This window comes from Streptacidiphilus sp. EB103A, from assembly GCF_041261405.1.
GTDB lineage: Bacteria > Actinomycetota > Actinomycetes > Streptomycetales > Streptomycetaceae > Streptacidiphilus.
Genome location: NZ_JBGCAQ010000015.1, coordinates 200973 through 214802, shown reverse-complemented (window position 1 = coordinate 214802; position 13830 = coordinate 200973). Strand labels below are relative to the sequence as shown.

Annotated in this window: 12 protein-coding genes, 1 tRNA gene and 1 other RNA gene; 4 read left to right on the top strand and 10 right to left on the bottom strand. The window is 71.5% G+C overall.

Features of this window, described 5'->3' with window-relative positions; all coding sequences use genetic code 11:
• Positions 1-81: 81 nt before the first annotated feature.
• From ABH941_RS25215 to ABH941_RS25205, 3 genes are all read left to right on the top strand, one after another.
• Positions 82-909: a nucleotidyltransferase gene (locus tag ABH941_RS25215; RefSeq protein WP_370131750.1), complete on the top strand. Its 828-nt coding sequence runs from the start codon at positions 82-84 to the stop codon at positions 907-909.
• 162 nt (positions 910-1071) lie between these two features.
• On the top strand, positions 1072-1968 hold the full coding sequence (locus ABH941_RS25210; RefSeq protein WP_370131749.1) for a hypothetical protein: 897 nt from the start codon (positions 1072-1074) through the stop codon (positions 1966-1968).
• An 81-nt stretch (positions 1969-2049) separates the two neighbouring features.
• Positions 2050-3585: an MFS transporter gene (locus tag ABH941_RS25205; protein ID WP_370131748.1), complete on the top strand. Its 1536-nt coding sequence runs from the start codon at positions 2050-2052 to the stop codon at positions 3583-3585.
• Here ABH941_RS25205 and ABH941_RS25200 read toward each other — a convergent pair.
• The 9 genes from ABH941_RS25200 to ffs form a co-directional block, all read right to left on the bottom strand.
• Complete coding sequence (locus ABH941_RS25200; protein ID WP_370131747.1) at positions 3512-4318, bottom strand: SURF1 family protein; 807 nt, start codon at positions 4316-4318, stop codon at positions 3512-3514. The two genes, ABH941_RS25205 and ABH941_RS25200, sit on opposite strands and share 74 nt — an antisense overlap.
• Before the next feature lie 77 nt (positions 4319-4395).
• A complete protein-coding gene (locus ABH941_RS25195; protein ID WP_370131746.1) occupies positions 4396-5892 on the bottom strand; it encodes a hypothetical protein in 1497 nt (498 codons plus the stop codon).
• The gene (locus ABH941_RS25190; protein ID WP_084714108.1) at positions 5889-6479 is read right to left on the bottom strand and encodes a SigE family RNA polymerase sigma factor; all 591 of its coding nucleotides are present in this window, start codon (positions 6477-6479) and stop codon (positions 5889-5891) included. The genes ABH941_RS25195 and ABH941_RS25190 overlap by 4 nt, the downstream gene beginning before the upstream one ends.
• A gap of 301 nt (positions 6480-6780) precedes the next feature.
• Positions 6781-8052 (bottom strand): aspartate kinase, encoded by a 1272-nt coding sequence (locus ABH941_RS25185; RefSeq protein ID WP_370131745.1) that lies wholly within the window; start codon positions 8050-8052, stop codon positions 6781-6783.
• A 187-nt stretch (positions 8053-8239) separates the two neighbouring features.
• Entirely contained in the window at positions 8240-8905 is a 666-nt protein-coding gene (locus ABH941_RS25180) for a DUF5063 domain-containing protein (protein ID WP_208329329.1), read from the bottom strand.
• Positions 8898-9497 carry a recombination mediator RecR gene (recR, locus tag ABH941_RS25175; RefSeq protein WP_134003084.1) on the bottom strand — a complete coding sequence of 200 codons (600 nt, stop codon included), beginning with the start codon at positions 9495-9497 and terminating at the stop codon, positions 8898-8900. The genes ABH941_RS25180 and recR overlap by 8 nt, the downstream gene beginning before the upstream one ends.
• Positions 9498-9724: 227 nt before the next feature.
• Positions 9725-10066 (bottom strand): YbaB/EbfC family nucleoid-associated protein, encoded by a 342-nt coding sequence (locus ABH941_RS25170; protein WP_370131744.1) that lies wholly within the window; start codon positions 10064-10066, stop codon positions 9725-9727.
• 195 nt (positions 10067-10261) lie between these two features.
• Entirely contained in the window at positions 10262-12379 is a 2118-nt protein-coding gene (locus ABH941_RS25165; RefSeq protein WP_370131742.1) for a DNA polymerase III subunit gamma and tau, read from the bottom strand.
• A 78-nt stretch (positions 12380-12457) separates the two neighbouring features.
• An RNA gene (gene ffs / locus ABH941_RS25160) (signal recognition particle sRNA small type) lies at positions 12458-12554 on the bottom strand.
• A 128-nt stretch (positions 12555-12682) separates the two neighbouring features.
• Between ffs and ABH941_RS25155 the strand changes: the two genes are divergently transcribed.
• A tRNA-Ser gene (locus ABH941_RS25155) sits at positions 12683-12767 on the top strand.
• Positions 12768-13081: 314 nt separating this feature from the next.
• Here the strand turns inward: ABH941_RS25155 and ABH941_RS25150 are convergent.
• Positions 13082-13681 carry a hypothetical protein gene (locus ABH941_RS25150; protein ID WP_370131741.1) on the bottom strand — a complete coding sequence of 200 codons (600 nt, stop codon included), beginning with the start codon at positions 13679-13681 and terminating at the stop codon, positions 13082-13084.
• Between the last annotated feature and the right edge of the window lie 149 nt (positions 13682-13830).

The following is a 13830-nucleotide window of genomic DNA, read 5'->3' as shown; positions in this document are numbered from 1 at the left end:
CGCCCATTCGGTCAGGGCGGCGCGGAGCGCGATCGTTAAATGGGTTCGCCCGGTGGACACCACTCGGCCAGAGTGACCACTATGGCTGGTGAAGGGCTGGACGACGACGGATGCATCGCCCGGGAGGGCTCGCTCAGGCGTGTGCAGGGTGAGTTCGCGCCGGTGGTGGACTTCGCGCGCCAGCTGATCGAGGAAAACTTCGATCGCGGGCACCGGCTGCACAGCGCCTACCTCTACGGCAGCATTCCGCGTGGCAACGCAGTCCCCGGGGTGTCCGACCTCGATCTGCTGCTCGCCCTGCGACGCGAGCCGACCCCGGACGACCGGGCTGCGGCGGACAGGCTCGAAGCTGCCATCGACGAGGAGTTTTCGCAGGTCAATGGGGTCGGCGTGCTGCTCTTCAGTACGTGCACGCTGCTGAGCGAACTCGAACGCCATGACCTCGGTTGGTTCGTCGCCTGTCTGTGCACACCCCTGCTCGGGGACGATCTCGCCGACGAACTGCCCCGCTACCGCCCCACCCCTCTGCTGGCCCGCGAGACCAACGGGGATCTGGGCCTGGCACTTCCCCGCTGGCGCGAACGACGGGAAGCGGACCACCTGGACGAGGACCGCCTGCGCGCGCTCAGCCGTGGCGCGGCCCGTCGAATCGTCCGGAGCGGGCTCACCCTGGTGATGCCTCGCTGGGGTGGGTGGACCAGCGACCTCACCCGATCCGCCGAGGTCTTCGGCCGCTACTACCCCGAACGTGCCGCACAGATGCGCCTGGCCGCGGCCACCGCCCGCACCCCGACCGCCGACCCGGCCGTGCTCGCCATGCTGATCGACGACCTCGGCCCCTGGCTGGCGGCCGAGTACACCGCTGTCCACGGAGAGAAGACACCTCGGACCGGAGTTGTTCCTGGGTGAACCCCGGCCTGAATTCGTCAATATGACGCATAGTCAAAGCCACGTTTGTTCGATGGCGACCGACCTGGTTTGTGGGCTATCGTCCGAGATCTCACCCATAAAAAGGTGACCCCGGCGGTGCTACCAACACCCCGGGGTCCGGCACCAGGAGCAGCAACTCCCATGCACATCCATCGTAGCGGCCACACCCACAACTTCACCGTTCTGCCCAACACGACTCTTCAGGACCGGCGGCTGAGCTACACCGCCCGGGGCCTGCTCGCCGACCTGCTGTCGCGGCCGGACGACTGGCGCGAGGACGGGCGGCAGATGGCCGACCGCAGCCCACAGGGGCGCGGGGCGGTCGGCAAGGCACTCAGGGAACTGGCGAAGCTCGGTTACTACCGGGTCGAAAAGGTCCGTCAGGAGAACGGCACCATCCTCAGCGTGTCGCACGTCTGGGACACACCTCAGCAGGTCGCACCGGAGCTCACCCGTCCAGGTTCCGGTCCGCCAGGCGCCGGAATCCCTGACGCCCTCCCAAAGAACCAAGAGAAAGAACCCACCCTCCCCCCGGAGGCCGAGACGAAGCGGCAGCCGCAGCCGCAGCCGAGCAGCGGTGGGGAGCCCTCGGTCGTTGCCCTGCTGTTCCGGGTGCTCCGCCCCGAGCCCCGACTACGGCTCGGCTTTCCCGAGGCGGCGTCACTCGCACCGCTGGTGGCACAGTGGCTGGAGCGAGGATGCACCCAGCAGGACCTCGCCCAGGCCCTGTTGCCGGGCCTACCCGCACAGGTGCACTCCCCCGTCGCCCTCCTGCGTGATCGGCTGATCCGCAAACTGCCGCCCGTCCTGCCGCCGGTCACGGCCATGGCTCGACTGCGCGAGTGCGGGAAGTGCGGTGATCCCGTCCCCCAGGCGGGAATCTGCCGCGCCTGCGCGGGCCTGGGCGCCCGAGCGGTGGCGGTCGGCGGAGGCGCGGCCGCGACAGCTCGCGGGGCAGCCAGGGTCAGAGCGGCGTTGCGGCCGGCAGCACATCTGCTCCCGGCCGCGTGGGAGGGCTTCGCACGTCCCGGGCCCTGAGTCTGTTACCGAACACATCGCATTCCGATTATATCTGTGACCGATATAAGATGGACCCATGACTCCCCCCGGAGCGACCCCATGACCGGCAGCGGCCACCTCACCCCGCTGCCGCCGGGGCCGATCCCCCGCGGCTGGGACCTGCTGACGCAGGAGCGTCCCCGCCCCGGCCGGCTCAGGGACCGCCCCTGGGCCTGGCGGCTGGCCGTGGCGACGGTGTGCTTCGGGGCGTTCATGGGCCAGCTCGACGCCAGCATCGTCACGCTCACCTACCAGCCGCTGGGCACCGAGTTCCACGCCGGACCGGCCGCCGTCGAGTGGGTCTCCCTCGCCTACCTGCTGGCGCTGGTCGCCCTGCTCGTCCCGGCCGGACGGTTCTCCGACGGGCACGGCCGCAAGCTGATGTACCTGTACGGCTTCGCGGTGTTCACCGCCGCCTCCGCGGCCTGCGGACTGGCGCCCGGCCTCGCCGCGCTGGTCGCGTTCCGGGTGGTCCAGGCCCTCGGCGCCGCGCTGATGCAGGCCAACAGCGTGGCCCTGGTCACCACCAGCGCCCCGCCCGGACGGATGCGCTCGGCGCTCGGCATGCAGGCCGCGGGACAGGCCATCGGCCTGGCTCTCGGACCCACGGTCGGCGGCGCGCTGGTCGCCACCGTCGGCTGGCGCTGGGTGTTCCTCGTCAACGTCCCGGTCGGGGTGTTCGCCCTGCTCGCCGGGCACTTCCTGCTGCCGCGCACCCGGCAGCGCTGCGGCGGCTCCGGCGTGGACGGGTACAGCGTGCTGCTGCTTGCCGCCGCCAGTGCCGCCGCGCTGCTCGCCCTGTCCGTCGGCTCCGGGCTGGGGCTGCCGCTGTGGACCGCCGCCGTGCTGCTCGCGGCAGCGGTGGCGGCGGGCCGGGCCTTCGTCCGACGGCAGTCCGGCCGCGCGGAACCGCTGCTGGACCTGAGCCTGCTGCGTCCCGGCGGGATCGCCCCCGGCCTGTTCAGCGGGCTCTGCGGCTACCTGATCCTGTTCGGCCCGCTGGTGCTGGTGCCCGTGGAGCTCGGCCGCAGGGGCGAATCCGCCCTGTTCGCCGGGCTGGTGCTGACGGCCCTCCCGCTGGGCTTCGCGCTCGCCGCCACGCTGGCCGAACGGCTGCTGCCGTCGGGCTGGGACGACGGGGTGCGGTCCAGGCTCGGCATGGCGGGCTGTGTGGCCGCGCTGGCGCTGATGGCCGTGCTGCCGGCCACCGCCCCGGTCCTCCCGCTGCCGCTGGGCCTGCTCGGACTCTCCCTCGGGGTGTTCACCCCCGCCAACAACACCCTGGTGATGCGCGCTGTACCGCCGTCCGCGGCGGGCACCGGCGGCGGGATGGTCAACATGGGCCGGGGCGTCGGCACCGCCCTCGGCGTGGCCGCGGTCACGCTGACCCTGCACCTGGTCCCCGGCCCGGACGGCACCCGCGCCGCCGTGCTGGTGCTGCTGGGCTTCGCGCTGGCGGCGCTCGCATCCTGCGTCGGGCCGCGCCTCAGACCGCGAATCAGACCGCGCCTCAGACCGCGAATCAGACCTCGACGAGACCGAGGGCGCGGTCCCGGGCCATCTCGACTTCCCGGCGCGCGAACCGGGCCCACATGAAGACGACGAACCCGGCGAAGACGAACCACTGACAGGTGTAGCCGAGGTTCTGGAACGCCTGCAGGGTCAGCCCGTTGCCGCCGGAGGGCTGGTACGTCGGCACGGCCGTGAGCCCGTCCGGGCCGTCCGCGCCGCCGTTGCCGCCCTTGCCCGCGTCCAGGGCGATCCAGCCGTCGTAGACCGAGTAGGGCAGCAGGTTGACCAGGGTGGACGGGCTGATCATGCCCACCTGCCCGGTCGGCAGATTGCCGCTGCTGATGACCTCGGGCGAGCTCGCGTCCTCCGAGGTCTGCAGCCGTCCGCGCAAGTCCACCAGCCCGGCGGGCGCGGCCGGGACGGAGGCGGGGCTCGCGGTCCAGCCCCGGACGACCGGGACGGCCAGGCCCCCGCCCTCCGGACGCAGCGGCGTGAGCACGTAGTAGCCGCTCCTGCCGTCGACCGTCCGCTGCGGCACCAGCAGTTGGTGCGCGGTGTCATAGGTCCCGGTGAAGGTGATCTCGCGACCCACGTCGCTGGCGATCACGGTCTCCCGATCCGCGCCCTGGAGCAGCGGGGCCAGCGGCACGGACCGCTCCGCCGCGGCGAGCGCGGCGGCGGTGCGGTGCTCGCCCGCATGGGTGCGCTGCTCGAATCGGCTCAGCTGCCAGACGCCGAGCCAGATGCACACCGGGATGGCCAGCAGGGCGAACACATTGATGCCGAGCCAGCGGGGGGTCAGGAGGAACCGGTACACACCACCACGGTAACCAGCGCGGACCTGGCCGCTCCGACCGGGCCCCCGGCCTGTCCCCGCCGCCGTCGAGGCCCTGGTCAGCCGACTGTGGCCAGCGGCGCCGTACGGTACACGGTGCCGCCGCAGGCGTTCGGCACGACCGCCGACACCGCGCTGCCCCCGGCGCCCGGCGTGTGCCCGAGCACCACCGACGGCTGCCCGGTGGTGCTGCTGGGGTCGTTCGACTGCGACTGCGTACTTAGTGCGGCGGACGTTCCGCCGCTCCCGGCGGTCGAAGCGGAGGCGCTGGGACTGGTCGTGACGCAGCTCGGCGCACCGGTACCGGTCGTCGGCACCCAGGCGAAGCCGACCGCGTACGCCTTGCCCGGGGCCAGCACCACCGGCGCCGGCGTGGCAACAGGGGTCGGGAGGCCGCCGGCCGGGTCCCCCGCGGTGTGCTGGGTGATGGTGATCCAGGACGGATCGGTGCCGTTGACCGACAGCACCGCGACCGTGCCCGGCTGCGAGACCACGCACGTCTTCGCGGAGACATTGGTGACCAGGAACGTGCCGTAGACGATCCCGGCGGAGTCCGCGGCGGCGACGGTGGCGGTGCCCGCGCCGAGTTGGGACTGGACGCACTCGGCCGCGGCCGGGGCGGTCGACGCCGAGTTCGCCACCGAGGAGGAACCGGTGACCGCGGACGTGGTCGGCACGATCGGGGCGCCGGGGGACGGCGTGGTGTACCGCGCGGCGGTACCGCCCTGCCCCGAGGACTGGCCGGTCGGCTGGAGCCGGCCGCTGCCCGGAGAACCCGGCACCGGTGAGACGGCGTTGGTGCTGCCGCCCCCCGAGGTCCCCGCTCCGCCGAGGGTGCCCCCGGAGTCCAGGCTCGGATAGGGCAGCAGGGGCGAGTAGCTGGGGCTGGAACTGATCCCGGCGCCGCCGGAGGCGGAGTGGTTGCTGGCGGCGTCCCCGTAGCTCCGGGTGGTCTGCGGGCCTGAAACGGACAGCACCTCACCGGCCGCCGAGTGCAGGGCGAGGCCGCCGATCAGGCACAGGGCCGCGGTCAGCGCGGCCGAGCCGTAGATCCGCCGCCGGCGCTGCCGCCGCTGCGGGACGGCCCGGCGCAGCTGCTCCAGCGCGCCGGGCGCGGGCTGGAGCCCGCCGACGGCACGGTGCAGCAGCTCGCGGATCTCGCGCTCGTCGGGGCCCAGGTACGGGTCCGGGTCGAAGGCGTCGCCGCGGGGGCCCGCCGGGTAGCGGCTGCCCGTTTCGGAGTAGCTGGATCCAGGTCCTGATCCGGCTGCCGGGGGTCCGGCCGCGGTGGCCGGGTCGAGCCAGGGCGGGAGGGCGGTCGGGGGTGCGACCGGCATCGGCGGGGCTCCGGCGCTGCCTCCGCCGGGACGGACCACCCGGACCCGGGCCCGGGGCTCGGGGCCGGGGCCTGGCTCTGGCCCGGGTCCCCGCCCGCCGCCCGTGCCGGCTCCGCCCGTCCCGGCATCGGATGCCCTGTCGGTGGGTGCGTCCCGGCCGCTGTCCGCGCGGGGCTCCGGGCCCTCGCGGTCGCCGTCCCCGCTGTTGATGGTGCTCATGACGTGCTCTCCATCGCGATCCGCAGCGCCGCCAGACCCCGCGAACCGTACGCCTTCACTGATCCGATCGAGATGCCGAGGCTGTCCGCGACCTGAGCCTCCGTCATATCGGCCAGGTAGCGGAGCACCAGCACCTCCCGCTGCCGTCGCTGCAGTCCCCGCAGCGCCTTCCGCAGCTGGTCGCGCTCCAGGGCGTCGTAGGCGCCCTCCTCCGCGCTGGCCATGTCCGGCATGGGCTTCGGCAGCAGCCGCAGCCCCATGATCCGGCGGCGCAGCGTGGACCTGGACAGGTTGACCACGGTCTGCCGCAGGTAGGCCAGGGTCTTCTCCGGGTCGCGCACTCGGCGGCGGGCCGCGTGGACCCGGATGAACGCCTCCTGGACCACGTCCTCGCAGGAGGCGGTGTCGTCCAGCAGCATCGCGGCCAGACCCAGCAGCGAGCGGTAGTGGGCCTGGTAGGTCTCGGTGAGCTGGTCGACGCTGGTGCCCTCGGCGGCCACGGCAGCGGCGGCCTGCCCGGCCCGGTCGACGGCGCTCTCGACCACCTGCTCGACCGTGCGGCGGACATTGGGAAAGGGCGCGGTCATGAGGCCGCCCCTGACCGTGAGTACGCTCCCCGTCGTTTCCGCCACGAAGGTTGGACGGACAACCCCTGGCGATGGTTGTACGGGCCGTGCTGGTTGTAAAAGAGCAGCAGCCCCCTCATCCCGCTGCCCTCCCCCGACTCGCTGCTCATGCCGTTCCAACGGCTCGGTCCAACGGTACGGGGCGGTGGCGGCCGCGTCAGCGCCTACTCCCAACCGACACAAAGCCCGCCCCTGGTCCGTGGATCAGGTCCGTGGATCAGGGGCGGGCCGAGTGCTGACTGCCATACAGCCGAGGGCCGGCTCAGCGGCCGGTGCCGCCGTAGACGACCGCCTCGTCGCTCTCGCTGTCCAGGCCGAAGGCCGTGTGGACGGCGCGGACCGCCTCGTTGACGTCGTCGGCGCGCGTCACCACCGAGATGCGGATCTCCGAGGTGGAGATCAGCTCGATGTTGACGCTCGCGGCGGACAGCGCCTCGAAGAAGGTCGCGGTGACCCCGGGGTTGGACCGCATCCCGGCGCCGACCAGCGAGATCTTGCCGATCTGGTCGTCGTAGCGGAGCGACTCGAAGCCGATGCCCTCCTGCACCCGCTCCAGCGCCTCGATGGCCTTGCGGCCCTCGGTCTTGGGCGCGGTGAAGGAGATGTCGGTCAGCCCGGTGGAGGCGGCGGAGACGTTCTGCACCACCATGTCGATGTTGATCTCGGCATCGGCGATGGCACGGAAGATCCGCGCCGCCTCGCCCGGCTTGTCGGGCACGCCGACGACGGTGACCTTGGCCTCCGACGTGTCGTGGGCGACCCCGGAGATGATGGCGTGCTCCATTTCGCCCCCTTCTGTGGGCTGGTTACGGACCCACGTGCCGACATGCCCCGAGAAGGACGACCGCACGTGGATGGGCATGTTGTACCGGCGGGCGTACTCGACGCAACGGGCGAGAAGCACCTTGGAGCCGGACGAGGCCAGCTCCAGCATGTCCTCGTAGCCGATCTCCTCGATCTTGCGGGCCTTCCTGACCACCCGCGGGTCGGCGGTGAAGACGCCGTCCACGTCGGTGTAGATCTCGCAGACCTCGGCGTTCAGCGCGGCCGCGAGGGCGACGGCCGTGGTGTCGGACCCGCCGCGGCCCAGCGTGGTGATGTCCTTGCTGTCCAGGGACACCCCCTGGAAGCCGGCCACGATCGCGATGTTGCCGCCGTCCAGGGCGGTACGGATCCGGCCCGGCGTCACATCGATGATGCGCGCCTTGTTGTGGACGGAGTCGGTGATGACCCCGGCCTGGCTTCCGGTGAACGACTGGGCCTCGTGGCCCAGGGATTTGATCGCCATCGCCAGCAGGGCCATGGAGATGCGCTCTCCGGAGGTCAGCAGCATGTCGAGCTCGCGGCCCGCAGGGAAGGGCGACACCTGCTCCGCGAGATCGATGAGCTCGTCCGTCGTGTCACCCATCGCGGACACCACGACGACGACCTCATGGCCGGCCTTCTTGGTGTCGACGATCCGCCTGGCGACGCGCTTGATGCCCTCGGCATCAGCGACGGAGGAGCCGCCGTACTTCTGCACGACAAGGCCCACGTGCGCTCCTCGAATCTTCCGGTACTGCGACGCATGTCTGGTGGCACACGTCTGCTACTGCGCGGTCAGCTCAGTCTAACGAGCAGCAGGGAAGCTCCCCGGGTATTCCAGATGGTGGGATATGATGCTCACCTGCCGAGATCACCGCGCTTTCTGCGGCACAGGGCCGCAGCCACGACAGATCCGGCTACGAGAGATCCTTGATCCCCAGCTCGGCGGCCATCAGCTCGCCCGCCTGCTGCTCCAGCTGCTCGTCCGTCAGACCGTCGTCGTCGGTGTCCGCGCCGTCGACCGGAGCGCCGATCGGGCTGTCCAGCCGGACATGGGCGACCAGGGACTGCAGCGCGCGCAGCACGGCGGTGGTGTTGGAGCCCCAGTTGGCCAGGTAGGAGAACTGCCACCACCACAGCGCCTCGGAGACCCGGCCGGCCCGGTAGTGCACCAGTCCGTGCTGGAGGTCGGTGACCACGCCGGCGACGTCGTCGGAGATCCGGCACGGGACGGGCTTGTCCGCGGGGCCGTAGGGGTCGAAGACCTCGTGGTAGACGTCGATCGGCGCGAGCAGCGCGGCCAGCTTCTGGCGCAGCTCGTCCTCGTCGGCGTCCGGGCCGGTGTCGGGCTCGTAGCGGTCCTCGGGCAGCACGTCCTCGATCGCGCCGAGGCGGCCGCCGGCCAGCAGCAGCTGCGAGACCTCCAGTAGCAGCAGGGAGATGGCGCTGCCCGGCTCGTCGCCCTTGGCGATCTCGTGGACGGACAGCACGAAGCTGTCGATCGAGTCCGCGATCTGCACCGCGAAGTCGTCGGGTTCCTCGGGTCGCTGCGCCGCCATGGCGGCGGTGGTGGTGTCAGACATCGAGAAGTCGTCTCCCTTCAAAGGCCCGTCCGAGGGTGACCTCGTCGGCGTACTCCAGGTCTCCCCCGACCGGCAGGCCACTGGCCAGGCGGGTCACTCGCAGGCCCATCGGCTTGAGCAGCCGGGCCAGGTACGTCGCGGTCGCCTCCCCCTCCAGGTTGGGGTCGGTCGCCAGGATCAGCTCGGTGACGACGCCGTCGGCGAGACGGGTCATCAGCTCCCTGATCCGCAGGTCGTCCGGGCCGACGCCCTCGATCGGGCTGATCGCCCCGCCGAGCACGTGGTACCGGCCGCGGAACTCGCGGGTCCGCTCCACCGCGACCACGTCCTTGGGCTCCTCGACGACGCAGATCACGGTGGGGTCCCGGCGCGGGTCCAGGCAGACCCGGCAGCGCTCCGACTCGGAGACATTGCCGCAGACCGCACAGAAGCGGACCTTCTCCTTGACCTCGTTGAGGGCGTGCGCGAGCCGGCGCACGTCCACCGGGTCGGACTGCAGGATGTGGAAGGCGATCCGCTGCGCGCTCTTGGGACCGACGCCGGGCAGCCTGCCCAACTCGTCGATAAGGTCCTGGACCACGCCTTCGTACACGCTTCCGCTCCTGTCCTTTCGGTCTGGCTGTCCTCGTACTGGCCGTGCTGGCCGTGCTGGCTGTGCGCGGTGCGGATGCCATCATCCTCTGGCCGAGGTCCCCTCCACAGCCTCACGACACACCCGGCGTATTCACGCCGGGGGCGCATGGATGTCCGAGGCGGTGGACCGCCTTGCGCCGTCGACCCGGCCGTCCGCACCGTCCGCACCGTCCGCGCAGGGGTGCGTCAGAACGGCAGACCGGGGATCCCACCGCCGCCGAGGCCCTGCGCCAGCGGGCCGAGCCGCTCGGCCGCGAGCTTCTGCGCGGCGGCGTTGGCGTCCCTTACGGCCGCGAGGACCAGGTCGGCGAGGGTCTCGGTGTCGTCGGGGTCCACCGCCTTGGGGTCGATAACCAGGGCTTTCAGCTCACCGGTACCGCTGACGGTGGCCTGCACCAGGCCGCCGCCCGCCGTACCCTGCACCGTCGCCTGGGCCAGCTCGGCCTGGGTCCGGGCAAGCTGCTGCTGCATCTGCTGGGCCTGCTGGAGCAGGGCCTGCATGTCGGGCTGTCCACCACCGGGGAACATGGTTCGCTCCTGTCTGAGGTGTTGCTGGGTCCGCCTGCTGAATCGGCTTGCTGACTCGCCTCGCTGAATCCGCTGGGGCTTCCACCGCTGAGCCTACGTGCTCGGCCCACGTGCTTGGCGCTTGCACCCGACCCTTGCACTCGGCCCTTGCATTCCGCCCTCGCACTCGACCCTCGCACTCGGCCCGCGACGGGTTCACCGGTCGTGGTCGATCTCCTGGATGACGGTCGCACCCAGCTCCCTCATGATCAACTCCGGGCCCGAGACCATGCCTTGGCCGTAGCCGGCCTCCTCCTCGGGGATCGTCTCGTCGTCCGGTGAAAGCGGGACCGGATCCGGCACGGGCGCCGCGGGCGGCGGTGCCGGCGACGGCTGCGCAGGCGCCGCGGGCTGCGGAACCGGGGGGGCGGACTGCGTCGGCGGCGGCGTGAACTGCTGGGCCGGCGGCGCCTGGTACTGCTGCTGCGGCGGCTGCGGCTGTTGCGCGGCCTGCTGCATCGGCTGCGACTGCTGGGCCGGCTGCCCGCCGCCCGAACCGGGCCCCGGGCCGCGCCCCACCGACGGATCGATGATGCAGTCGATCCGCCAGGCCATCCCGAAGGAGTCCGAGATCGCCTGTCGCAGGATCTCGTCATGGCCGCCGTTGACGAACCCGTCGCGGGTACCGGCGTGCTCGAACGAGAGTTGGAGGGTGCTGCCGTCAAAACCGGCCACCTGCGCCTGCTGGACCAACATCCAGGTGACCCGGCGGCGGCCCTTCACGGCGTCCAGGATCTGCGGCCACATCTGCCGGACCTGCCCGGCGCCGCCCTGCTGCTGCGGGGTCGGCGGCTGGGTCTGCGGCTGCTGGGCGGCCGGGGGCGCCGGCGCGGGCTGGGCGGCAGGCGCGGGAGCAGCCGTCGGCGCGGGGGGGCTGGGGTCCGCGCTGGGCGCACCCCCCGTCGCGGGGAAGCTGCGCGGCACCGGCCAGGCCCCGCGAGGCGCACCGCCCTGCGTCGGCGCCGCCGCGGGCGGCTGAGCAGGGGCAGCAGCGGCCGGTGGTGCCTCCGCAGGTACCTGCTGCACGGGCTGATGCCGTACCGGAGCCGCCTCCAGAACCGGTACCGGCGCGGACGCCGTCACCGGAGGTGCGGCCACCTCATGTCCACTGCCGAACGCCCCACGCCGCTCCAGCCGGTCCAACCGCGCCTGGGTCGACCGCTCGTCGTCGTAGGCGCCGGGCAGCATCACCCGGGCGCAGATCAGTTCGAGCTGCAGCCGGGGCGAGGTCGCCCCCCGCATCTCGGCCAGGCCGGTGTTCACGATGTCGGCGGCACGGCTGAGTTCGGCGGCGCCGAACTTCGCCGCCTGCTGTTCCATCAACGCGATCCGGTCGGCGGGCGCGTCGATGATGCCCTTCTCCCCCGCGTCCGGCACGGCGGAGAGGATCACCAGGTCGCGCAGCCGCTCCAGCAGGTCGGCGACGAAGCGGCGCGGGTCGTGACCGCCCTCGATGACCCGGTCCACGATGCTGAAGACCGTCGCGCCGTCCTGTGCGGCGAAAGCGTCCACGACCTCGTCCAGCAGCCCGGCGTCGGTGTAGCCGAGCAGCGCCGTCGCCATGGCGTAGGTCACACCCTGGTCGGCGGCGCCGGCCAGCAGCTGGTCCATCACCGACATCGAGTCGCGGACCGAGCCCGCGCCGGCCCGCACGACCAGCGGGTAGACGGTGTCCTCGACCCGGATGTCCTCCCGGCCGCAGACCTCGGCCAGGTAGTCGCGCAGGGTCCCGGGCGGAACCAGCCGGAAGGGGTAGTGGTGGGTCCGCGAGCGGATCGTCCCGATGACCTTCTCGGGCTCGGTGGTGGCGAAGATGAACTTGAGGTGCTCCGGCGGCTCCTCCACCACCTTCAGCAGCGCGTTGAAGCCGGCCGTCGAGACCATATGGGCCTCGTCGATGATGTAGATCTTGTAGCGGCTGGACGCGGGCGCGAAGAACGCCTTCTCCCGCAGGTCACGGGTGTCGTCGACACCACCGTGCGAGGCGGCGTCGATCTCGATGACGTCGATCGACCCGGGACCGCCGCGGGCCAGGTCCGTACATGACTGGCACACCCCGCAGGGCGTGGGCGTCGGCCCCTGCTCACAGTTCAGACAGCGCGCGAGGATGCGCGCACTGGTCGTCTTGCCGCAGCCGCGAGGACCGCTGAACAGGTACGCGTGATTGACCCGGTTGTTGCGCAGCGCCTGCTGGAGCGGACCGGTGACGTGCTCCTGACCGATGACCTCGGCGAAGGTCTCGGGGCGATAGCGGCGATAGAGAGCGAGCGACACGTCATTGACCATAACGGTCCCCACTGACATACGGATGCCATCCGTTCCGGCGGAGGCTCCCGCAGGGTCCCCCGGGAACGACAGGACCCCCCGTGCACCCGCCAGAGCCCACTTACCCTTGCTGCCTTCCGGCCCTGGGGGGGTTCAGCGAGATAGCGCCACACGAGGGGCTGACCAACAGCCTAGCGGATCCCGACCCCACCCCGTGACCACCCCCACCCCGCCACCCCCACCACCGAGCCCCAGGTCAGCCCGGCGAAACGTGTGCACGAGCACCCCCAAACATCTAGTAAGCTCTCCCACGGAGGATTCGCCTAGTGGCCTAGGGCGCACGCTTGGAAAGCGTGTTGGGGGCAACCCCTCACGAGTTCGAATCTCGTATCCTCCGCACCCGCCCACCAGGGCAGACGTAGGGCCCGACCGCACCGCGGTCGGGCCCTACGTCGTTCGAAGGTGGCAGTTACCCCCTGGCAGGCGGCGCCAAGATCCAGGGGCAGTGCGCACTGAGGACCTAATCAGCGTCGTCGCTGTGAGGTGCAGGCTGCAGTGTCGGCTCCCGATAGACCATCTCGTCGGGGTGCAGCATCAGCCGAGCGTTCTGCCAGGCCGCGTCGAAGGACATGCGGGTCGACTCCTGGGTCCGGATCCGCAGCGCCAAGAGACTTGTCACCGGATCCAGGACCCAACGCCACACGGACGGTCTCATGTCGCCGCTCCCGACTCGCCGCCCCGGGGCCGTACCCCGGAACCAGCGACAGCGCCAGCGGTTGTCTTCGCTGCCAGTCCCGACTGTTCCCACCAAGTCTCGGTATCCGTCCACCCCATCCGGTCAAGGACGTCATGCACAGTGGCGCTGAACCGGGCATGCCTGCCCGGGTCGTCACCCAGCTTGTCCCACAGGTGGGCTACCCCGTGCGCGAAGCGCTCCGCCTTGGATTGCGCGTCGTCTACACCGCCGACGAGCGGCAGAATGTGCTTCCTGAATTCCTCCCACTCGGGCGCCGGAGAACTGCCGGTGTGACTGAGCAGCCACCAAACACGTGCGGTGTTCGGTGCGGCGAGCACCACGTTCCGAATCCAGTCCTGCCGAACCTGCTCCCGCTCCGCAGTCAGACGGGCGTCGCGAAGGGCATCCAGATAGTTTTGGCACCTGGCCTCGTCCTCCTGGCTCAACGTCAGCGTGAGCCTCGCCCGCCAGCAGACCTCCGAGCCATCCTCGGCCTCGCGCCATGTCCGGGTCTCCTGGGCGAGCCGCTGTCGGGCAATCTCCAGCTCGTCCGGCGCGTGCTCACCCGCGATCACCCGCCCCGTGTGTTCCAGAGCCAGCCGAGCGGCGGTCTCGGCGGCAGCACGGTCAGCCCGGCGTCCGGGCGGGGGCCGGAAGGCGACGGCCCCGCACACTCGGAATCCGATGCCGGGGAGCTTCGTCGGCCACCGGCCGCGCACTCGCC